Consider the following 21999-nt stretch of genomic DNA (forward strand, 5'->3'; position numbering starts at 1 on the left):
GTACTCGGCAGCCGAATCGACATCGAGGGGCGTCATGGAAGCCGTGATCCTGATCCTGGGGCTGCTCTTTGTCGCGTTCGTGGCGCTGGGCGTCTATGTGAGCGTCAAGGCCATCGGCGCGGCGAAGCGCGGTGTGGACCGCACGATCACGCAGGCACGCCGCACCGTCGAGGACACCACCCTGCGGGCGAAGAGCTATGGCCAGCCGGGTGTGGCCGGTGAGCTGGCGCAGCTCCGGCTCACGCTGCGCACGTCGATGCGGGCCACGCAGGAGGCGCTGCAGACAGGGGTGGCCGAGGACGCCTCGCTGTCGGAGTCGCTGGGGCTGTTCCAGCGGCTGAGCGTCCACGGGCGGGAGCTCGACGAGGAGCTGAAGCGGCTGGAGCGCGAGCCCGACCGGGCGACGGTCGCCTCGCTGCTGCCCGGGCTGAAGCAGCGCACGCAGCGGATCACGCACTCCGCGGAGTCGCTGCGGTGGGCCGCGCGCGACCGGGCACGGCAGTTCGCCGACGACGATCTGGCGGCGCTGAACACGCAGATCGACGTGGAGGCGGGGGCCCTGCGGCACTGGACGGTGGAGGAGCCCGTGGAGTCTTCGGCAGGGGCGGACGCCCGGGCAGACGGGCGGGCCGGCGCCGGTGCGGGGGCACGCCCGGGTGGGGACGGCCGGTCGTGGAATGCGCCGGTCGGCGAGGAGGGGCCGGAGGCGCTCACGGCTCGGGATCCTCGGGGGCAGACGGGCTATCCGTGGCAGAAGGCCACGCGGCCCGAGACGACGAACTGAGGGGGCGGGGCGGATCCGACCGGGGCCTTCGGTCGCGCGCATGGGCGGTTGCGGGCACGGTACGCACGTGTGCGGGCCGTCGGGTCCGGGCGTGTACAGGCGTGTGGCCGTCGCGTCAGGCTCGAACCGACGTGACTGGGGGTGGCAGGATGCGCCCTGAAGCGATCGGATGTGATCACTCGCTCGGGGGCGGACTGCCGAGCCACCGCCCCGGCAGGTAACCTCCCGCTCATGTCCCGCCATGTCGCGATCGTCACCGATTCCACGGCCCACCTGCCGCCCCAGACGATGGAGCGGCATGGCATCACCGCAGTGCCTCTGACCGTCGTCCTCGGTGATCAGGCGCTGGAGGAGGGCACCGAGATCTCGGCCCGCTCCCTTGCGCTGGCGCTCCAGAAGCGACGACCCGTGACGACATCCCGGCCCAGCCCCGAGGTCTTCGCCGCGGCGTACCGGGCGGCGGCCGAGGCGGGCGCAGCCGGCATCGTCTCGCTGCACCTCTCGGCCGAGCTCTCGGGTACGTACGATGCCGCGCTGCTCGCCGCGAAGGACGCTCCGGTGCCGGTGCGGGTCGTGGACACCGGGATGGTGGCCATGGCTCTGGGATTCTGCGCCCTGGCAGCGGCGGAGACTGCGGAGGGGGGCGGCAGCCTGGACGAGGCGGTCGCGGCCGCCGAGAAGCGCGCCGCGGGCACCTCCGCGTACTTCTACGTCGACACGCTGGACTATCTCCGCCGCGGTGGACGCATCGGCGCGGCCCAGGCCCTGCTGGGGTCGGCGCTCGCGGTGAAGCCGTTGCTGCAGCTGGACGGCGGCCGGATCGAGCTGCTGGAGAAGGTACGGACGGCCTCGAAGGCGATCGCACGGCTGGAGGAGATCGTCGTCGAGCGGGCGGGCACGGGACGGGTGGACATCGCCGTGCACCACTTGGCAGCGCCCGAGCGCGCCGAGCGACTGGCCGAGAGGCTGCGCGTGCGAGTCCCGGGACTGGCCGAACTGCATGTCAGCGAGGTGGGTGCCGTGATCGGTGCGCACACCGGCCCGGGTCTGCTGGGAGCAGTGGTTTCACCGCGTTGATCTCACTCCTGGGAGTGAGCGAGATATCCACAACTGGTCGGTTGTCCACCGGATATGGGCCTGCTCAGCGGGCTCGGGCACATGTGCCTAGCGTCATGAGACATGGCTCCCCGATCACATCGTGCAAGCAGCGGAAGTGGACCCGGCCGCGCTGCGGCCTCGGACGTGCGGGACCGACGCGGGCCGGGTGCCCAAGGCGTTGATCCCGGTTCTGGGCCCGGTCCTGGACCCGGGCGGCGACGGCCTTCGCGTGGGCGCGCCGCCGTGGTCGCCGCCGCTTCGCGGCGACGTGCGGACGCGCTCATGGCGGGGGCGTACGGAGGACGTGCGGACCGGTCGGTGACGGGGTCGTGGGCCCCGACCCCGGACACGGCCCCCGCACCGGCCCCGGCAGCTCCTCGTCCGGGGAGTGCCGCGCCGTCCGACGAGCCGGCGCGGGTGGTCGAGCCGGCTCCGGCTGCGCCGGGGCGGTGGGAGCGGATGGTGCCCGCGGTGCGGGAGCGGCTCCCGATGTGGTTGCGGCTCAGGTGCGGTCTGGAGCCGAGAACCCTTGCCGCGCTCACCGTTGTCCTGGTGGCTGCCGCAGTCTTCGCAGCGGTCCACTTCTGGTCCGCACGGCCCCAGTCCGTACGGGCGCCCGATCCGGTCGACGAGCGCGCGCACGCCCCGACATCGGACCCGACGACGGATCCCGTCCGTACCCCCGAACCGTCACCGGGACCCCCGGCCACCCCAGGACCGGACGGGCGGATCGTCGTCGACGTCAGCGGCAAGGTGCGGCGGCCGGGCATCTACCCCTTGCCGTCCGGAGCGCGGGTGGCCGACGCGCTGCGGGCGGCGGGCGGGGCCCGGCCGGGCGTGGACATCACCGGGCTCAACCGGGCGCGGGTGCTGCTGGACGGGGAACAGGTGGTGGTCGGCGCGCCCCCCGGCCCACTCGTCTCCGGTGCCCCGGGCGGCGCCGGCACGGGCGGCCATGGTGGCCCGGCGACCGGGCCGGTCAGCCTCAACAGCGCGACCGTGGAACAGCTGGACACCCTGCCCGGCGTCGGTCCGGTCCTCGCCCAGCACATCCTCGACTACCGCGCGCAGCACGGCGGCTTCCGTTCCGTCGACGAACTCCGTGAGGTCAACGGGATCGGCGACCGCCGGTTCGCCGACCTCCAACCGTTGGTACGGCCATGACCCGCCCGCACGTCCCACCGGACGTCCATGCGGCGTCGGGCCGACGGCTTGGCGCCGCCGACCCGCGACAGGAGGGCCCGGTCGATCTGCGACTGGTCCCGTCGGCCCTCGCGGCCTGGGCCGCCGCGGCGCTCGCCGTGGGTGCGCCCTGGCGCTGGACAGCCGCGGGGACGGCGCTCTGCCTCGTTGCCGCCCTGGTACTCCTCGGTGTCTCACGGGCCTCGGCGACCCGCGCGGCGCGCGCTCGGCCCGCCGGCCACCGGGAGTGCGAGGGCGGTGAGGGCAGCGCCGGACGGAACCGGCACAGGCTCCATGCCACCGCGGCCGCCGCGGCGTTGCTCTGCGCGGCGGCCGGAGCGACGGCGGCGGGCCTGCACGGCGCGGACGCACGGCAGGGGCCCGTACCCGTGCTGGCCGACCGTTTCGCGAGGGTCGAGGCGGAGGTGATGGTCACGTCCGACGCACGCCGGACCCGCCCCCAGGTCCAAGGCGACCACAGCGCCCCGGCCGCTCTCCTCCTGGACGCCGAGATCACCGGGCTCACGGCACCCGGCGGTGCCACCACCCGTCTCCGCACCCCGGTGCTGCTGATCGTGTCGCCCTCCGGTTCGACGGCGCGGTGGGAGCGGCTGCTGCCGTCCACGAGGCTGCACGTGAGCGGCCGACTCGCGCCACCGCTGCACAGCGGGCAACGCAACGCCGCGGTCCTGCGTCCGGACGGCAAGGGGCCGCCTCGCGTCACTGGGCCGCCGACTTCTCTCCAGCGCACAGCGGGCGAACTGCGCGCGGGCCTGCGACGCGCGACGGACGGGTTGGATCCCGATGCGCGGGCGCTGCTGCCGGGGCTGGTCGTCGGCGACACCTCCAGGGTCACCCCCGAACTCCACGAGGCATTCCGAGCAGCCGACCTCACGCACCTGATGGCGGTTTCCGGTGCCAACCTGGCGATCCTGCTCGTGTTGCTCATCGGACCGCCCGGCGCCGCGCTCCGGGTCGAACGCCGTGGTCTGGCACCCCGGTTGGGCATCCCGCTGCGGATGACCGCGCTGCTCGGCGGCGGACTCACGCTCGCCTTCGTCCTCGTGTGCCGACCGGAGCCGAGCGTGCTGCGCGCCGCGGTCTGCGGACTGATCACACTGCTCGCGATCGGTACGGGCCGCCGCCGCTCGCTGATTCCCGCACTGGCCGCCGCCGTTCTGCTGCTCGTGCTGTACGACCCGTGGCTGGCGCGCAGTTATGGCTTCGTCCTCTCCGTTCTGGCGACCGGCGCCCTGCTCACGGTCGCCCCGCGATGGAGTGCCGCGCTGCAACGGAGGCGGGTGCCGCCCCGGCTCGCCGAGGCGCTGGGGGCGGCCGCCGCGGCGCAGGCGGTATGCGCGCCCGTCGTCGTGGTGCTTGCCTCGCGGGTCAGTCTGGTGGCGATTCCGTGCAACCTGCTGGCCGAGTTCGCGGTGGCGCCCGCCACCGTCCTCGGGTTCGCCGCGCTCGCCGCGGCACCGGTGGCCATGCCCGTGGCCGAGCTGCTCGCCCGGATCGCGGGCTGGCCGGCCGGGTGGATCGCCTCCGTGGCCCGCACCGGGGCGGCTCTTCCCGGGGCGGAGATCGACTGGCCCGACGGCTGGCGGGGAGCGCTCCTGTTGACCGCCCTCACGGCCCTGGCGGCGCTGTCCGCCCGTCGTATCGCGCGTCACCCATGGGTCTGTTCGGCTGCCGCGCTGCTGCTGGTCCTCGCGGTGCTGCGCCCGGCGCCGCTCACCCGGGTACTGACGGGATGGCCGCCGCCGGACTGGGCGTTCGTGATGTGCGATGTGGGTCAGGGCGACACCATGGTGCTGGCGGCGGGGGACGGTGAGGGCGTGGTGATCGACACCGGTCCCGATCCACGTCTGGCCGACCGCTGCCTGCGTGACCTGGGCATCACCAGGGTGCCACTCCTGCTGCTCACGCACTTTCATGCCGATCATGTCCGGGGCCTGCCCGGCGTGTTGCGGGGCAGAGCGGTCGGCGCGATCCAGACGACGAGTCTGGACGAACCACCGGACCAGGCGGCGTTCGTACGCAGAACAGCCGCCGCGGCGCGAGTCCCTCTGGTACGGGCGGCAGCGGGAGAGCGCCGCCGCATCGGCACACTCGACTGGCGAGTCCTGTGGCCGGCGGGAGGCGCGACGGCAGGACCCGTTCCGGAGGAGCCGAACGACGCCAGTGTCACGCTGTTCGTCCGGACCGGCGGACTGAGCCTGTTGCTCCTCGGTGACCTCGAACCCGCGGCCCAACAAGGGCTGTTGCGCCAGTACCCGGCACTTCCGCGGGTGGACGTCCTCAAGGTCGCCCATCATGGATCCGCCCACCAGGACCCGGCGTTGCTGCGCAGCGCGCGTCCCCGGCTCGCCCTGGTGAGTGTGGGCAGGAACAACCCGTACGGGCACCCGGCGGCCCGGACCGTGGAGGCGCTGAGGGCCGGGGGAGCGGTGGTGCTGCGCACGGACCTGGACGGCGCGATCGCGGTGACGGGCGCCGGGTCGCGGTTGCGGGCGGTCGGGCGCTCATGACCACCATCCGGCCGACCGCGCCCCGTCCGACCCCGCTGTGGCCGACCGCGTTTCATCTCGGCGACCTCTGCCCGATCGCCTGGCGAGGTGTCGCGTCGTCAGATCAGCCAGGTGCCTTCGGCCATCAGCTCGCGCTCGGACAGTTCGTTCTCCTCCCGCCATGCCCTGACCGCGTAGGGGGTGAAGCGGAGATACACCCAGGAGGTGCGGCCGCGCGGGTCCCAGTTGAGTTTCGTCGCGAAGGCGTCGCCCGATTCCACGGAGAGTTCCGCGCCCTCCACGACCTCGGCGGTCGCATCGACGAGCACCACGTCGCGGGTGTGCCCCAGACTGATCCTGGCCTGCCCGGCCGGCGTCACATTGCGCGCCGTCGGGTTGGTGCGCCGCGTGGCCATCAGCAGAGTCCCGTCGTCCCACACGAACGACAGCGGTACCAGCGTCGGCACGCCGTCCGCCGAAGCGGACGCCACCCAGGCGTCCTCGTCCTTCTCGAAGCGGTCGAACACATCCTGCTTGCGCTGTTCCCGGCTGCGCGCCGGCTCCGGATTCGTCATGTCCCGCACGCTGGCGAGAGCGCGCGATGCCGCACCTCGGTCGGCGGTCCTAGGACCACCGGCTCATGGCGTGCCGCAGGTCTCCCGGACAGACTTCGGCCATGGACCCGCAATCGCCGCAGACCGTCGACGCGTACCTTGACCGCATCGGCGCCCGCCGTCCCGCACGTCCCGACGCCGCCGCTCTGCGCGAGCTGCAACTGCGACACCTCACCGCTGTGCCCTTCGAGAACCTGTCGATCCATCTCGGCGAAGACATCGTGCTGGACGAAAGGGCGCTCCTGGACAAGGTGGTGGGTGCCCGGCGCGGCGGGTTCTGCTACGAACTCAACGCGACCTTCGCCGTACTGCTCCGGGCACTCGGCTTCCGCGTCACCCTCCTCCAGGCCCGCGGCTACGGGGACGGCGGACGGTTCGGCATCCCGTACGACCATCTCGCGCTGCGCGTCGCGACCGACGACAGCACCGGCCCCTGGCTGGTCGATGTCGGCTTCGGCGACCACGCCCGCCAGCCGCTCGCACTCGACGACCGCACGGACCAGGAGGATCCGAGCGGTACGTTCCGGATCCGGGAGACGCCCGATGCCGAGGACAGCGACAACACCGGGGCAAGCGCCGCGGGCGCCGCCGGAGCCGGTGCTGGGGATCTCGATGTACTGCGCGACGAAGCTCCGCAGTTCCGGCTGGATCTGCGGCCCCGCGCTCTTGCGGACTTCCGGGCAGGCGCCTGGTACCACCGCACCTCGCCCGACTCCCACTTCACCCGGTCGGTGGTCTGCTCCCGGCTCACCGACGAGGGTCGGGTCACCCTGAGCGGCCGCACGCTCGTCACGACCGTGCGTGGCGAACGCCGCGAGGTGCCGCTCGCCACGGACGCCGAGGTGCTCGACGCCTACCGCGAACACTTCGGGCTGCGGCTCCACCGGCTGCCCACGGTCCATCAGGCCGAGATTTCCGGACGCAACGGCTGAAGCGCACAAGCGGAACATTCAATTCGGACCTTCGGTAACACCTCCACCCAAGCCACTCCCAGTTCCTCCGTTTGCCTCGAACACCCCAAGAGTGATCGAATGCATGCTCGTCGGCGGGCCGCTGCTCCGACAACGACGTCCAGCCGTTCGGCCCCAAGGTGAATCTCCCCCGGGGGTACGTGAAGATGTTCGGCCGTTGGCTGGGAAGCAAGAACGCAACGAGTGCGGCGCAGGGCAACCCGCTGGCGGGACTCACGGTGCCGCGCACTGCGGGAGTCCTGAGCTGCCGCGTCCTCGATCCGGTCAACGAGGCTGTTCAGCAGGCTGAGTTCGTCGTCACGGACAGTGCGGGCCGCAAGGTCGTCGGCGGTGAGACGGACCCCTTCGGGACCGTCCTCGCCACCGTGCCGGCAGGTGACTACCGGCTGGCTGTCACGGCCGAGGGCTTCACCCCGTTCCACGGTTCGGCCACGGTCTCCGAGAGCGGCCACGCGGGGCTCGGGGACGTCATGCTCCAGGTGGCCGCACCCCCGCAGCTGCCCGACCCCGGTGAGTGGGAGATCGAGCCGAACCACTCCCAGATCGGCTTCACGGCCCGCCACATCGGGCTGGCCCGTATCCATGGCCGATTCAACACATTCGCAGGTGCGATACGGATCGCCGACCGCATGGAGGACTCCGCCATGCACGTGATCATCGACGCCTCGTCGATCGACACCAACGTGCAGATGCGCGACGACCATCTGCGGTCCAGCGACTTCCTCGACGTCGGGCGCTATCCGACGATGGAGTTCTACAGCGACCGTTTCGTTCACCGGGGTGGCAGCCGCTGGGGCGTGAGCGGCGCGCTCACCCTTCACGGCGTCAGCCGTACCGTGATGCTGGACACCCAGTACCTCGGCCTCGGCAACGGTCTCGAGGGGGAGACCAGAGCGGCCTGCCGGGCCACCACCGAGCTGCACCGTGAGGACTTCACCCTCACCTGGCAGACCATGCTGGCCCGCGGTATCGCCGCCGTCGGCTCCAGCATCGCCATCGACATGGACATCCAGATCGTCCCCAAGGGCTGAGCCCCGGGGTGCTGCGGCCGGGGCCGCAGCGGCTGGGTGGCGTCCGGCGGAACAGGGCCGGACAGAACAACTAGGGCGCCTCCAGCCAGCCCTCGTACTCCGCCGCCAGTTCGTCGAGTGCCGATGGGTCGAGCCGGCCGTCCGCGTCCTCCACGACCACCAGCCACTGGGCGTCCTCCGCGTCGTCCTCGCCGGCCAGCGCGTCGCGTACGAGCTGAGGTTCCTCGGCGACTCCGAAACGGTCGGCGAGCTCCCCGGCCACCTCCTCCGCGGTATCGCGGTCGGGCAGCACCAGTACATGTCTCACGTCGCTCACCTGCCCATTCTCCAGTACGGCGACGGGCGCGGGGAGAGGCGTCGAGACCAGGCTGTCGGAGGGGCGTGGGATGCTGGACGGCGATGGCCACCAGAAGGAATTCCACCGACGATCCGCTCGCCCCCCTCACGCTCGCCGTGGGCCAGGAGGACCTCCTCCTCGACCGTGCGGTGCAGCAGGTGGTGGCGGCGGCCCGCGCGTCCGACGCCGACACGGACGTCCGCGACCTCACCTCCGACCAGCTCCAGCCGGGCACCCTTGCCGAGCTCACGAGCCCGTCGCTCTTCGCCGAGCGCAAGGTGGTGATCGTGCGCAATGCGCAGGATCTCTCCGCCGACACGATCAAGGACGTCAAGGCGTACCTCGACGCACCGGCCGAGGAGATCACGCTCGTCCTGCTGCACGCGGGCGGCGCCAAGGGCAAGGGGCTTTTGGACGCGGCGCGCAAGGCGGGTGCGCGGGAGGTCGCCTGCCCGAAGACCACGAAGCCTGCCGAGCGGCTCTCGTTCGTCCGGTCGGAGTTCCGGGCGCTGGGGCGTTCCGCGAGCCCCGAGGCGTGCCAGGCGCTCGTCGACTCCATCGGCAGCGATCTGCGGGAGCTGGCGAGCGCGGTGTCGCAGCTGGTTGCGGATGTCGAGGGCACGATCGACGAGGCGGTCGTCGGGCGCTACTACACCGGTCGTGCGGAGGCGTCCAGCTTCGCGGTCGCCGACCGGGCGGTGGAGGGGCGGGCCGCAGAGGCGCTGGAGGCACTGCGCTGGTCGCTGTCGACCGGGGTGGCGCCGGTGCTGATCACCAGTGCGCTGGCGCAGGGCGTACGGGCGATCGGCAAGCTGTCCTCGGCGCGCGGGGGCCGGCCTGCGGATCTTGCCCGTGAACTGGGCATGCCACCGTGGAAGATCGACCGGGTGCGGCAGCAGATGCGGGGGTGGACGCCGGACGGGGTGGCGGCGGCTCTGCGGGCGGTCGCGGATGCGGATGCGGGCGTCAAGGGCGGCGGGGACGATCCCGAGTACGCCCTGGAGAAGGCCGTGGTCGCTGTTGCGAGGGCGGCGCGGGCCGGGCGGCGCTAGTGCCCCCTCCCGGCAAGCTTTGCCCCGTCGTGAGGCGGGGTGGGTGCTGGGCGGTCGACGTGTTGCTCCCGATCGCCGGGCGGGCTTGACGGGACCGGCATGTCCGGGCATGCCGAAGGCCCCGGTTGTCGCTCTGGGGAGGGCGATGGCCGGGGCCTCGGTTTCACGCTTGGTGCGCCGCACCCGCGTGGCGAACGCAGGTTCGGTGTGCGGCGCGGGGGCCGGGCAGGGACGGGAGAGAGGGCCCGCTGGTCCGTTCCGGCAGTTACATCAGAAAGCTCAGCCCTGGGGGGCGGCAACCTTGGAGGCCAGCGCCGACTTCTTGTTGGCGGCGGCGTTCTTGTGGATGACGCCCTTCGAGACAGCCTTGTCGAGCGCGCGCGAAGCGTCGCGAACGGCCGTGGTGGCCTTCTCGACGTCGCCCGCAGCGGCAGCCTCACGGGCCTTGCGGATCGCGGTCTTGAGCGAGGACTTGACGGCCTTGTTACGCAGGCGCGCCTTCTCGTTCGTCTTGTTCCGCTTGATCTGGGACTTGATGTTCGCCACGAAAGAGCCTTTTCAGGTTCGTTGGATCTTCGATGTGCGCCCCGCCGCCCAAAAGGGCCACGAAGCACAGCTGTCAACGGTACCAGCCGCGCTCCGACCGGCCCAAACCGGTCTCTACCCCGAGGGCGTGGGACGATGGAAGCTACGTATAGATCCGACCGACCCGACATCGACCCGAGACACGGCGTTCGGCGTCTCAAGAATCAGGACCCTGCGTGCCCGCGACTCCTATCCACGTGCCCGAGCCGAGCCGTACCGACCCGGCGCTGATCCGCAACTTCTGCATCATCGCGCACATCGACCACGGCAAGTCGACCCTTGCCGACCGGATGCTTCAGCTGACGGGCGTGGTCGACCAGCGGCAGATGCGCGCTCAGTACCTCGACCGGATGGACATCGAGCGCGAGCGCGGCATCACCATCAAGTCCCAGGCGGTGCGTCTGCCCTGGGCGCCCACCACGGGCGAGGGCCAGGGCAGCACCCATGTCCTCAACATGATCGACACGCCGGGCCACGTGGACTTCACGTACGAGGTCTCCCGCTCGCTCGCCGCCTGCGAGGGCACGGTCCTGCTGGTCGACGCCGCGCAGGGCATCGAGGCCCAGACGCTGGCCAACCTCTACCTGGCGATGGAGAACGACCTCACCATCGTCCCGGTGCTCAACAAGATCGACTTGCCGGCCGCGCAGCCGGAGAAGTTCTCCGAGGAGCTGGCCAACCTCATCGGCTGCCAGCCCGAGGACGTCCTCAAGGTCTCCGCGAAGACCGGCATCGGTGTGGACGCCCTGCTGGACCGGGTGGTCAGGGACGTCCCGGCGCCCGTCGGCAACGCCGACGCACCCGCCCGCGCGATGATCTTCGACTCGGTCTACGACTCGTACCGCGGCGTCGTCACGTACGTCCGTGTCGTCGACGGCCAGCTCAACAAGCGCGAGCGCATCAAGATGATGTCCACCGGCGCCACCCACGAGCTGCTGGAGATCGGTGTCTCCTCCCCGGAGATGACCCCGGCCGACGGTCTCGGTGTGGGCGAAGTCGGCTACATCATCACCGGTGTGAAGGACGTCCGGCAGTCCAAGGTCGGTGACACGATCACCTCCCTGAACAAGGGCGCGACCGAGGCGCTGGGCGGCTACAAGGACCCCAAGCCGATGGTGTTCTCGGGGCTGTACCCGCTCGACGGCTCGGACTACCCCGACCTGCGCGAGGCCCTCGACAAGCTTCAGCTCAACGACGCCGCCCTGGTGTACGAGCCGGAGACCTCCGCGGCCCTCGGCTTCGGCTTCCGGGTCGGCTTCCTCGGGCTGCTGCACCTCGACGTGATCCGCGAGCGGCTGGAGCGCGAGTTCGGTCTGGAGCTCATCGCCACCGCCCCCAACGTGGTCTACCGCGTCGACATGGAGGACGGCAGCGAGCACATCGTCACCAACCCGAGCGAGTTCCCCGAGGGCAAGATCGACAAGGTGCACGAGCCGGTCGTACGTGCCACTGTCCTCGCCCCCAGCGAGTTCATCGGCGCGATCATGGAGCTCTGCCAGAACCGGCGCGGCACCCTGCTCGGCATGGACTACCTCTCCGAGGACCGGGTCGAGATCCGCTACACCCTGCCGCTCGCCGAGATCGTCTTCGACTTCTTCGACCAGCTGAAGTCCAAGACGCGGGGTTACGCCTCGCTCGACTACGAGCCCACCGGCGAGCAGTCCGCCCAGCTCGTCAAGGTCGACATCCTGCTGCACGGCGACAAGGTCGACGCATTCTCCGCGGTCACGCACAAGGACAAGGCGTACGCGTACGGCGTGCGGCTCGTCGCCAAGCTGCGCGAGCTGATTCCGCGGCAGAACTTCGAGGTGCCGATCCAGGCGGCCATCGGCTCCCGGGTCATCGCCCGTGAGACCGTCCGCGCCATCCGCAAGGACGTCCTCGCCAAGTGCTACGGCGGTGACATCTCCCGTAAGCGGAAGCTGCTGGAGAAGCAGAAGGAAGGCAAGAAGCGGATGAAGATGGTCGGCAATGTGGAGGTGCCTCAGGAGGCCTTCATCGCCGTGCTGTCCACCGATGAGTCGGGCGGGGAGAGCAAGGGCAAGAAGTAGTTCCCGCCGGATTTCCGCTTCTGTCCCGGCTTGAGCCCCGCTGCCCCTACTCGGTGGTAGCCCCAACGGACCCCTGCGTCGCAGCACCCTGCGGCGTGGGGGTCCGTTTGTTATGAAGCGGCGTCCGATTGCCTCTTACGCGGCGGACGTGCGCGCTCTACCCTGATCACGACTCGTAGTTACTCGCGAGTTAAACAAGCGGAATCACACACGCAGGATCAGCACGCAGACGGACGCACCTAAGCAGGATCAAGCAGCAGCACGCAGCAACCAAACAACCGGTCGTGAAGCACTGCCGCAGGCCCGGAGGATGTCGTGAGCGACACACAGACCCTGATCGATAACCGACCGCCCTCCGTGGCGACCCTCTTCATCGACCGCGTTGCGGCCACTCCGGACGGCGAGGCCTACCGCTACCCGGTCCCCTCGGCCACCGGACAGGGCGCCGACGAATGGAAGTCGCTGAGCTGGGCACAGGCCGCGGAGCGTGTGTACGCGATCGCCGCAGGACTCATCGGTCTGGGGGTGGAGCCGGAGGAACGGGTCGCGCTCTCCTCCGCCACCCGGGTCGAGTGGGTCCTCGCCGACCTCGGTGTGATGTGCGCGGGCGCCGCGACGACCACGATCTACCCGTCGACGAACGCCGAGGAATCGTCGTTCATCCTTGCCGACTCCGAGAGCCGTGTGCTGATCGCCGAGGACGCCGGCCAGCTGGCCAAGGCCCGCGAGCGCCGCGCCGACCTGCCGAACCTCACCCATGTCATCGTCATCGACCCGGACGGCGTCGAGCCCGACGCGGCCGACCCCGAGGGCTGGGTGCTCTCGCTGGCCGATCTGGAGGCCCGCGGCGCCGAGCTCCTGGCGAAGAACCCGGGCGCGGTCAAGGAGCGGGTCGACGCGATCACCGCCGACCAGCTGGCCACCCTGATCTACACCTCGGGCACCACCGGCCGCCCCAAGGGCGTACGGCTGCCGCACGACAACTGGTCGTACATGGCCAAGGCCACTGTGGCGACCGGCCTGATCACCGAGGACGACGTCCAGTACCTCTGGCTGCCGCTCGCGCACGTCTTCGGCAAGGTCCTCACCTCGGGCCAGATCGAGGTCGGCCATGTCACCGCCGTCGACGGCCGGATCGACAAGATCATCGAGAATCTGCCGGTGGTCCAGCCGACGTACATGGCCGCCGTGCCCCGTATCTTCGAGAAGGTCTACAACGGGGTCGCGTCCAAGGCGCGGGCCGGTGGCGGCGCCAAGTACAAGATCTTCCAGTGGGCGGCCGGGGTCGCCCGCGAGTACGCGAAGGTGTCCCAGGACAACTTCCGGCGCACCGGCACGGCCTCCGTCCCGTTCGGCCTCGGCGCCAAGCACAAGGTCGCCGACGCCCTGGTCTTCGCCAAGATCCGCGAGGCCTTCGGTGGCCGGCTCCGCGCCTGTGTCTCCGGCTCCGCGGCGCTCGCCCCCGAGATCGGCTACTTCTTCGCCGGCGCCGGCATTCACATCCTGGAGGGCTACGGGCTCACCGAGTCGAGCGCCGCCTCCTTCGTCAACCCGGGCGAGGCCTACCGCACGGGCACGGTCGGCAAGCCGCTCCCCGGCACCGAGGTACGGATCGCGGACGACGGCGAGATCATGCTGCGCGGCCCCGGCATCATGCAGGGCTACCACCGCCAGCCGGAGAAGACCGCCGAGGTGCTGGAGGCCGACGGCTGGCTGCACAGCGGTGACATCGGCGAGCTCTCGGTGGACGGCTACCTGCGGATCACCGACCGCAAGAAGGACCTGATCAAGACGTCGGGCGGCAAGTACGTCGCCCCGGCGGAGGTCGAGGGACAGTTCAAGGCGGTGTGCCCGTTCGTCTCCAACATCCTGGTGCACGGCGCGGACCGTAACTACTGCACCGCCCTGATCGCCCTCGACGAGCCGACCATCCTCGGCTGGGCCTCCGAGAACGGCCTGGCGGGCAAGCCGTACGCCGACGTGGTCGCGTCCCCGCAGGCCGTGGAGCTCATCGACGGCTATGTGAAACGGCTCAACGGGGGGCTGCAGCGCTGGCAGACCATCAAGCAGTTCCGGCTGCTGCCGCGCGACCTCGATGTCGAGCACGGCGAGCTGACGCCGAGCCTCAAGCTCAAGCGGCCGGTTGTCGAGCGCGCGTACAAGAGCCTCATCGACGAGATGTACGTGGGCGCCCGCGAGGCGTAGGCACGGCCCATGGTGCGGGCGGGGCGGACTGCCCCGTCCGCACCGCTGTTCCTGATCCCCGTTCCTGATCGTGGTTCCTGCGTCTTCTCCTCCCACTTCGGTAACTCGGTGCTTCTGGGGAGGATCGGTCTGTCACTCTGTCCGTGTCGTCAGCGGCACACGGCGCGAAACAGGCCGTGCGAGAACAGGTCAGGAGCGGCGCCATGGGGCCCATTCCCTTGCAGCGGGACACCGTTCAGCGTCCCGATACCCACGTCGGGCGGGCGGACGCGCGGCCGGTCGCCCGGACGAGCCTGCCGGGGAATCTCCTCGCGCCGGCCGCCGCGCGCCGGTTCGTCCGGGCCGCCCTCGCCGAGTGGACCGGGCTCGGACTGCCCGCGGCCGTGGGCTTCAGCGACCGGCTGGCCGACGACTCGGTGATCGTCGCCGATGAGCTCGTCACCAACGCCGTCGTGCACGCCGGGACCACCGTCGAGCTCCTCTTCCGGCTGGAGGAAGCGGCCGGGGACGAGGCCGCAGCCCTGGTGCTGGAGGTCGCCGACCACCACCCCACCCGTTCCGTACGCAGCGACCGCCCTGACCCGGTGCCCGCGGCGGACCGGGACGACCCGGCCGAGGGCGGGCGCGGGCTGCAGGTCGTCGCCGCACTTGCCGAACGCTGGGGCATCACGTACCGCACCGGCCTCAAGACCGTCTGGGCCCGTCTGCCCGTCGACGACTGGACCGCGCTGCCCGAGCTGGCCGCCGAGCCGGAACTCCGGAGCGGGCTGCGCACCGCCGAACTGCTCGCCCCCACCGCCCGGCGCGCTCTGCGCGACGACGCGGACTGGGCGGGCCGCGGTGCGCTCTCGTTCCTCGCCGAGGCCTCCGACCTGCTCGCCGGCCAGCTCGACGAGGACATCGTGGCGGCGCTCGCCGGGCAGTTACTGGTGCCCAGACTCGCCGACTGGTGCGCGATCTGGCTGGAGCCGGAGAACGGCGGGCCCGCTGCCGTCCCCCGGCTCGCGAGCGTCTGGCACCGTGACGAGGCCGAGACCGGGCAGCTGCGCCCCGTGTTGGAACAGGACCCGATCCGGTTGCCGGAGCGGGTGGGCACCGGGCCCGTCTCCATGCCGTGGCCCGGGGCCGACGAGGAAGGGACCGGCCCGGGTGCCGACGAGCGATCCAGCGGCCGTGCGGGGGCCGCGTTCGCCTATCGCATAACCGCCGGCGGCCGCACGCTCGGAGCCGTACTCCTGGGGCGGGAGGGCATCGCCCGCGTCCCTGACGGGGTGACCGCGCTGATCGAGGACTTCGTGCGCCGCGTCGGCCTCGCCGTCGGCGCCGCTCGCGCGTACACCCGGCAGGCCACGATCAGCCGCATCCTGCAGCGCGGACTGCTGCCCAGCAAGGTCGCCGACATCCCCGGCGTCACCAGCTCACTGGTGTACGAGCCCAGTGACGACGGTGTCGTCGGTGGTGACTTCTACGACATTTTCCCGTGCCCCAGTGACCGCTGGTGCTTCATCCTCGGCGATGTGCAGGGCAGCGGCCCCGAGGCCGCCGTCGTCACCGGTCTCGCCCGGCCCTGGCTGCGGCTGCTGGCCCGGGAGGGGTTCCGCGTCGGCGAGGTGCTGGACCGGCTCAACCGGCTGCTTCTCGACGATGCGATGGAGACCGCCGAGGCCGCCGCGCTCATGATCGCGGCTGCGGGCGGGCAGCATCTGGCGGAGGGCGGCCAGCATCTGCGGGAGGACGGTCCGCAGCTGCCGGACGGCGGGCAGCCCCGGTTCCTCTCGCTGCTGTACGGGGAGATGGTGCCGCTGCCCGGTGGCGGAGTGCGCTGCACGCTCGCCAGCGCGGGCCATCCCCTGCCGCTGCTGCTGCGGCCCGACGGCACCGTGCGGGCCGCCGCCGAGCCGCAGGTGCTGCTCGGGGTCGTCGAGGACGTCGCGTACGAGAGCCAGAGCTTCGACCTGGCGCCGGGGGACAGCCTGCTCTGCGTCACGGACGGGGTCACGGAGCGGCGCTCCGGGCTGGCGATGTTCGACGACGGGGACGGCCTCGCCCGGGCGCTGGCCGGGTGCGCCGGGCTGACCGCGGAGGGGATCGCGGACCGGATCAAACGCGCCGTTCACGAGTTCGCCGAGCGCCCGCCGGACGACGATCTGGCGCTGGTGGTCCTGCAGGCCCGGTGAGCGCGGGCGGGGTACGACCGGCGACGAGTGACAATGGACGGTATGCCTTCCGTACTGCCCGATGGTGAGCCCGTGCCCGACGACGGGGCGCTGCCCCGCCATGCCCTGGAAGGTGCCGCCGACCGGCCGCTCGGTTTCTACCTGCATGTGCCGTACTGCGCCACGCGCTGCGGGTACTGCGACTTCAACACGTACACGGCGACCGAGCTGCGGGGGTCGGGCGGTGCGCTGGCCTCCCGTGACAACTACGCCGCCCATCTGATCGGCGAGGTCCGCCAGGCCCGCAAGGTGCTCGGCGACGACCCGCGACCGGTCCGTACGGTGTTCGTCGGCGGTGGTACGCCCACGCTGCTGGCCGCCGGGGATCTCGTACGGATGCTGGCGGCGATCCGCGACGAGTTCGGGCTGGCCGATGACGCCGAGATCACCACCGAGGCCAATCCGGAGTCGGTCGACCCGGCGTATCTGGCGGAGCTGCGGGAAGGCGGCTTCAACCGGATCTCGTTCGGGATGCAGAGTGCCCGGCAGCACGTGCTGAAGATCCTCGACCGTACGCATACGCCGGGGCGGCCCGAGGCGTGTGTCGCCGAGGCCCGGGAGGCGGGCTTCGAGCACGTCAATCTCGACCTGATCTACGGCACGCCCGGGGAGTCCGACGACGACTGGCGGGCCTCGCTGGACGCGGCGATCGGAGCGGGGCCGGACCATGTGTCCGCGTACGCGCTGATCGTCGAGGAGGGCACGCAGCTGGCGCGGCGGATCCGGCGCGGCGAGGTTCCGATGACGGACGACGACGTCCACGCCGACCGGTATCTGATCGCCGACGAGGCCATGGCCGCGGCCGGCTTCTCCTGGTACGAGGTGTCGAACTGGGCCCGGACCGTGGAGGGACGGTGCCTGCACAACGAGCTGTACTGGCGGGGCGCCGACTGGTGGGGGGCCGGGCCCGGGGCGCACAGCCATGTGGGCGGGGTGCGCTGGTGGAACGTGAAGCATCCCGGCGCGTACGCGCAGGCGCTCGCGGAGGGGCGGTCGCCCGGTGCGGGGCGGGAGATCCTGTCGGCGGAGGACCGGCGGGTCGAGCGGATTCTGCTGGAGCTGCGGCTGGTCGACGGGTGTCCGCTGTCGCTGCTGGCGCCCGCCGGACTGGCAGCGGCGGGGCGCGCGGTGGAAGACGGGCTTCTGGAGGCGGCGCCCTATGCGGAGGGGCGGGCGGTGCTGACTCTGCGGGGGCGGTTGCTCGCGGATGCGGTGGTCAGGGACCTGGTGGACTGAGGGGCGCGGGGGTACGGGTGCGCTTGCGGCGGGCCTGATCCCCTGCCCGCCCCTTTCCCGGGACCGGGGGCTCCACCCCCCCGGACGGCGCGTCACATCACGACCGGGCGAACGTTGCCTGATGCGGCACTAGGCCGGCGCCGTCACGAAGTCGATCAGGTGTTCCACCGAGCCCAGCAGCGCCGGCTCCAGATCCTTGTACGAGCGGACCGTCGACAGGATGCGCTGCCACGCGGCGCCCGTGTTCTCCGGCCAGCCCAGTGACCGGCACACGCCCGTCTTCCAGTCCAGGCCGCGGGGCACCACCGGCCAGGAGCCGATGCCCACCGACGCCGGCTTCACCGCCTCCCAGATGTCGATGTACGGGTGGCCCACCACCAGCACGTTCGCGTCGGTGACCTCGGCCGCGATCCTCGACTCCTTGGAGCCGGGGACCAGGTGGTCGACCAGGACGCCCAGTCGCGCATCCGGGCCGGGCGCGAACGAGCGGACGATGGACGGGAGGTCGTCGATGCCTTCCAGGTACTCCACCACCACACCCTCGATGCGCAGGTCGTCGCCCCAGACCCGTTCGACCAACTCCGCGTCGTGCCGGCCCTCCACGTAGATCCGGCCCGCCCGCGCCACCCGGGCCCGCGCCCCGGGGACCGCCACGGAACCGGAGGCCGTGCGGGCGGGGCGGGCCGGGCCGGTCGCCGGGGGGCGTACGAGGGTGATGACGCGGCCCTCCAGGAGGAAGCCGCGTGGTTCCATCGGGAACACCCGGTGCTTGCCGAAACGGTCCTCCAGGGTCACCGTCGGGCCCTGCGCCGTCTTCTCGCAGCGGATCACCGCACCGCAGAAGCCGGTGGAGACCTCCTCCACGACCAGATCGGGCTCGGCGGGGACCTCGGGGACGGGAGCGGACTTCTTCCAGGGCGGGGTCAGGTCCGGGTGGTAGCTGCGCATCGGACGACGATAGGACGGGAACCGGTCACGACACGCCGAAGGCGGCGGACAGCCGGTCGCGTTGTGCCCGTACGAACGCCGCGTCCACGACGGCCCCGTGCCCGGGTACGTATATTGCGTCCTCGCCGCCCAGCGCCAGCAGCCGGTCCAGCGCGGCCGGCCAGCGCGACGGGATCGCGTCCGGGCCCGCCTGCGGTTCGCCCGACTCCTCGACCAGGTCGCCGCAGAGGACCACGCCCGGGGCGCCGGGCACGAGGGCGACGAGATCGTGGCCGGTGTGGGCAGGGCCCACGTTCGCCAGCAGCACCTGGCGGCCGCCGCCCAGGTCGAGCGTCCATTCGTCGCACACCTGGTGGTGCGGCGCCACCAGGACCTCCGCCGCCTGCGCCGCGTCCTCCTCGGACACCCCGTGGCGTACCGCGTCGGCGTACAGCTCGTCCGCACTGCCGGTCAGGAGAGCGGCCGTGCCGATCGCGCCGTACACCTCCGCCCCGGCGAATGCCGCGGTGCCGAGCACATGGTCGAAATGAGGGTGACTGAGTGCGATATGCGTCACCCTCCGGCCGGTCATGGCCTGCACCTGGGTCCGTATCTCCACCCCTTCGCGCAGCGTCGATCCCGTGTCGAAGAGCAGGGCCGCCTCCGCTCCGACCACCAGTGCGACCGTGGCATCCCACCCGGGGAGCCTCCGACGGCCCACACCGTTGCCCAGTCGCTCCCAGCCGAAGTCTTCCCAAGACGCGTCCATGCGGAGACGCTATCGGCAACGACCTGCACAGTCTCGGGGTAGCGTGGCCGGTCGCCCTTGCTAGGGCCCCACGCGACCGCCGTACACTGGCGGGGGATCGCTGGCACTCGTACGCATCGAGTGCCAGGAATCACCGGAGATCGACCAGAACCACCGAGGAAACACAGCTGGAGGTGTGCGCCATGCTCAGCGAACGCAGACTCGAAGTGCTGCGCGCCATCGTCCAGGACTATGTCGGCACCGAGGAGCCCGTCGGCTCCAAGGCGCTCACCGAGCGGCACAAGCTGGGGGTCTCCCCGGCCACCGTCCGCAACGACATGGCTGTGCTGGAGGACGAGGGTTTCATCGCCCAGCCCCACACCAGCGCGGGTCGCATCCCGACGGACAAGGGCTACCGGCTCTTCGTCGACAAGCTCGCAGGGGTCAAGCCCCTGTCGTCGCCGGAGCGCAGGGCCATCCAGAACTTCCTCGACGGTGCGGTCGACCTCGACGACGTCGTGGGCCGCACCGTACGGCTGCTCGCGCAGCTGACCCGGCAGGTCGCCGTCGTGCAGTACCCCTCGCTGACCCGGTCCACGGTGCGGCATGTGGAACTGCTGTCGCTGGCGCCCGCCCGGCTGATGCTCGTGCTGATCACGGACACCGGCCGGGTCGAACAGCGCATGATCGACTGTCCCGCGCCGTTCGGTGAGACCTCTCTCGCCGATCTGCGGGCCCGGCTCAACAGCCGGGTCGTGGGACGCCGGTTCTCGGACGTCCCGCAGCTGGTGCAGGACCTGCCGGAATCCTTCGAGAGCGAGGACCGGGGAACCGTGTCCACCGTGCTCTCCACCCTGCTCGAAACCCTCGTCGAGGAGACGGAGGAGCGGCTGATGATCGGCGGCACCTCCAACCTCACCCGCTTCGGGCACGACTTCCCTCTGATGATCCGGCCGGTGCTGGAGGCACTGGAGGAGCAGGTCGTGCTGCTGAAGCTGCTCGGCGAGGCCAAGGACTCGGGCATGACCGTACGTATCGGGCACGAGAACGCCCACGAGGGGCTCAACTCCACGTCCGTCGTCGCGGTCGGCTACGGTTCGGGCGACGAGGCAGTCGCCAAACTCGGCGTGGTCGGACCGACCCGCATGGACTACCCCGGAACGATGGGAGCGGTACGCGCAGTGGCACGTTACGTCGGACAGATCCTGGCGGAGTCGTAAGTGGCCACGGACTACTACGCCGTTCTCGGCGTGCGCCGCGACGCATCTCAGGACGAGATCAAGAAGGCCTTCCGGCGGCTCGCACGCGAGCTGCATCCGGACGTCAACCCCGATCCGAAGACCCAGGAGCGGTTCAAGGAGATCAACGCCGCCTACGAGGTGTTGTCGGACCCGCAGAAGAAGCAGGTCTACGACCTCGGCGGCGACCCGCTGTCCGCCTCCGGCGGCGGTGGCGCGGGCGGATTCGGACAGGGTGGCTTCGGCAACTTCTCCGACATCATGGATGCGTTCTTCGGCACGGCGTCGCAGCGCGGACCGCGGTCGCGCACCCGGCGCGGCCAGGACGCGATGATCCGGCTGGAGATCGATCTCGCCGAGGCGGCGTTCGGTACCACCAAGGACATCCAGGTCGACACGGCCGTCGTCTGTGCGACCTGCAGCGGCGAGGGTGCCGCACCCGGCACCTCCGCCCAGACCTGTGACATGTGTCGCGGCCGCGGCGAGGTCTCCCAGGTCACCCGGTCGTTCCTCGGCCAGGTCATGACCTCGCGGCCCTGCCCGCAGTGCCAGGGCTTCGGTACGGTCGTGCCGACCCCGTGCCCGGAGTGCGCCGGTGACGGCCGCATCCGTTCGCGGCGCACGCTCACCGTGAAGATCCCCGCCGGTGTCGACAACGGCACCCGCATCCAGCTCGCGGGCGAGGGCGAGGTCGGTCCCGGCGGCGGCCCGGCCGGCGACCTGTACGTCGAGATCCATGAGCTGCCGCACCTGGTGTTCCAGCGACGCGGCGACGATCTGCACTGCACGGTCACCATCCCCATGACGGCGGGCGCGCTCGGCACGAAGGTGCCGCTGGAGACGCTCGACGGCCTGGAGGAGGTCGACATCCGGCCGGGCACCCAGTCCGGCCAGTCGGTCCCGCTGCACGGCCGCGGCATCACGCATCTGCGGGGCGGCGGACGCGGCGACCTGATCGTGCACGTCGAGGTGACGACCCCGTCGAAGCTGGACCCGGAGCAGGAGCGACTGCTGCGGGAGCTGGCGAAGCTGCGTGGCGAGGAGCGGCCCACCGGTCAGTTCCAGCCAGGGCAGCAGGGACTCTTCTCCCGACTGAAGGATGCGTTCAACGGCCGCTGAGGACCGTCCGCACCCCGCTTTTCCCTTGCGCCGTAGCGCCCACCCGTCCCTGGACCGGCGGGCGCTACGGCGTTCCGCGTATACCGCTCCGGCCG

At 71.3% G+C, this 21999-nt stretch carries 18 protein-coding genes; 13 read left to right on the forward strand and 5 right to left on the reverse strand.

What is annotated here, in order from left to right:
• The first annotated feature begins 34 nt into the window (after positions 1–34).
• The 4 genes from OG972_RS27360 to OG972_RS27375 all read left to right on the forward strand — a co-directional run bounded on the left by OG972_RS27360 (position 35) and on the right by OG972_RS27375 (position 5595).
• Positions 35–784, forward strand: coding sequence for a hypothetical protein (locus tag OG972_RS27360; RefSeq protein WP_266985773.1), 750 nt, complete (start codon positions 35–37; stop codon positions 782–784).
• Between the two features lie 231 nt (positions 785–1015).
• Entirely contained in the window at positions 1016–1861 is an 846-nt protein-coding gene (locus OG972_RS27365) for a DegV family protein (RefSeq protein WP_266985775.1), read from the forward strand.
• Positions 1862–2353: 492 nt separating this feature from the next.
• Positions 2354–3046: a helix-hairpin-helix domain-containing protein gene (locus tag OG972_RS49285; RefSeq protein WP_323135898.1), complete on the forward strand. Its 693-nt coding sequence runs from the start codon at positions 2354–2356 to the stop codon at positions 3044–3046.
• On the forward strand, positions 3043–5595 hold the full coding sequence (locus tag OG972_RS27375; protein ID WP_266985779.1) for a ComEC/Rec2 family competence protein: 2553 nt from the start codon (positions 3043–3045) through the stop codon (positions 5593–5595). Before OG972_RS49285 ends, OG972_RS27375 begins: the two co-directional genes overlap by 4 nt.
• 98 nt (positions 5596–5693) lie before the next feature.
• Here OG972_RS27375 and OG972_RS27380 read toward each other — a convergent pair whose 3' ends face one another.
• The gene (locus OG972_RS27380) at positions 5694–6149 is read right to left on the reverse strand and encodes a pyridoxamine 5'-phosphate oxidase family protein (protein ID WP_266985781.1); all 456 of its coding nucleotides are present in this window, start codon (positions 6147–6149) and stop codon (positions 5694–5696) included.
• Positions 6150–6250: 101 nt separating this feature from the next.
• Here OG972_RS27380 and OG972_RS27385 point away from each other — a divergent pair, with 101 nt between their 5' ends.
• Together OG972_RS27385 and OG972_RS27390 are read left to right on the forward strand one after the other, a co-directional pair.
• The gene (locus OG972_RS27385) at positions 6251–7120 is read left to right on the forward strand and encodes an arylamine N-acetyltransferase (RefSeq protein WP_266985783.1); all 870 of its coding nucleotides are present in this window, start codon (positions 6251–6253) and stop codon (positions 7118–7120) included.
• A 185-nt stretch (positions 7121–7305) separates the two neighbouring features.
• Positions 7306–8190 (forward strand): YceI family protein, encoded by an 885-nt coding sequence (locus tag OG972_RS27390; RefSeq protein WP_266985785.1) that lies wholly within the window; start codon positions 7306–7308, stop codon positions 8188–8190.
• A 70-nt stretch (positions 8191–8260) separates the two neighbouring features.
• Here the strand turns inward: OG972_RS27390 and OG972_RS27395 are convergent, their stop codons facing one another.
• A complete protein-coding gene (locus tag OG972_RS27395) occupies positions 8261–8506 on the reverse strand; it encodes a hypothetical protein (RefSeq protein ID WP_266985787.1) in 246 nt (81 codons plus the stop codon).
• A gap of 83 nt (positions 8507–8589) precedes the next feature.
• Between OG972_RS27395 and holA the strand changes: the two genes are divergently transcribed.
• Entirely contained in the window at positions 8590–9579 is a 990-nt protein-coding gene (gene holA / locus OG972_RS27400; protein WP_266985789.1) for a DNA polymerase III subunit delta, read from the forward strand.
• Positions 9580–9858: 279 nt separating this feature from the next.
• Here the strand turns inward: holA and rpsT are convergent, their stop codons facing one another.
• On the reverse strand, positions 9859–10125 hold the full coding sequence (gene rpsT / locus OG972_RS27405) for a 30S ribosomal protein S20 (protein WP_266985791.1): 267 nt from the start codon (positions 10123–10125) through the stop codon (positions 9859–9861).
• A 215-nt stretch (positions 10126–10340) separates the two neighbouring features.
• Between rpsT and lepA the strand changes: the two genes are divergently transcribed.
• The 4 genes from lepA (at position 10341) to hemW (ending at position 17872) form a co-directional block, all read left to right on the forward strand.
• The gene (gene lepA, locus OG972_RS27410) at positions 10341–12215 is read left to right on the forward strand and encodes a translation elongation factor 4 (protein WP_266985793.1); all 1875 of its coding nucleotides are present in this window, start codon (positions 10341–10343) and stop codon (positions 12213–12215) included.
• A gap of 315 nt (positions 12216–12530) precedes the next feature.
• The gene (locus OG972_RS27415; protein WP_266985795.1) at positions 12531–14420 is read left to right on the forward strand and encodes a long-chain fatty acid--CoA ligase; all 1890 of its coding nucleotides are present in this window, start codon (positions 12531–12533) and stop codon (positions 14418–14420) included.
• A gap of 203 nt (positions 14421–14623) precedes the next feature.
• Positions 14624–16597, forward strand: a complete 1974-nt coding sequence (locus OG972_RS27420; RefSeq protein WP_266985797.1) for an ATP-binding SpoIIE family protein phosphatase — start codon at positions 14624–14626, stop codon at positions 16595–16597.
• Positions 16598–16639: 42 nt separating this feature from the next.
• Positions 16640–17872: a radical SAM family heme chaperone HemW gene (hemW, locus tag OG972_RS27425; RefSeq protein WP_266985799.1), complete on the forward strand. Its 1233-nt coding sequence runs from the start codon at positions 16640–16642 to the stop codon at positions 17870–17872.
• 129 nt (positions 17873–18001) lie between these two features.
• On the opposite strand, the gene OG972_RS27430 is transcribed toward hemW, so the two are convergent.
• The gene (locus tag OG972_RS27430; protein WP_266985801.1) at positions 18002–18820 is read right to left on the reverse strand and encodes a DUF3097 domain-containing protein; all 819 of its coding nucleotides are present in this window, start codon (positions 18818–18820) and stop codon (positions 18002–18004) included.
• A 25-nt stretch (positions 18821–18845) separates the two neighbouring features.
• Positions 18846–19568 carry an MBL fold metallo-hydrolase gene (locus tag OG972_RS27435; protein ID WP_266985803.1) on the reverse strand — a complete coding sequence of 241 codons (723 nt, stop codon included), beginning with the start codon at positions 19566–19568 and terminating at the stop codon, positions 18846–18848.
• A 182-nt stretch (positions 19569–19750) separates the two neighbouring features.
• Between OG972_RS27435 and hrcA the strand changes: the two genes are divergently transcribed.
• Both hrcA and dnaJ read left to right on the forward strand, forming a co-directional pair.
• Positions 19751–20767, forward strand: coding sequence for a heat-inducible transcriptional repressor HrcA (gene hrcA / locus OG972_RS27440; RefSeq protein WP_266985805.1), 1017 nt, complete (start codon positions 19751–19753; stop codon positions 20765–20767).
• On the forward strand, positions 20768–21904 hold the full coding sequence (gene dnaJ / locus OG972_RS27445) for a molecular chaperone DnaJ (RefSeq protein ID WP_266985807.1): 1137 nt from the start codon (positions 20768–20770) through the stop codon (positions 21902–21904).
• Positions 21905–21999 lie beyond the last annotated feature (95 nt).

It is taken from the genome of Streptomyces sp. NBC_01669 (assembly GCF_026339735.1).
GTDB lineage: Bacteria > Actinomycetota > Actinomycetes > Streptomycetales > Streptomycetaceae > Streptomyces > Streptomyces yanii.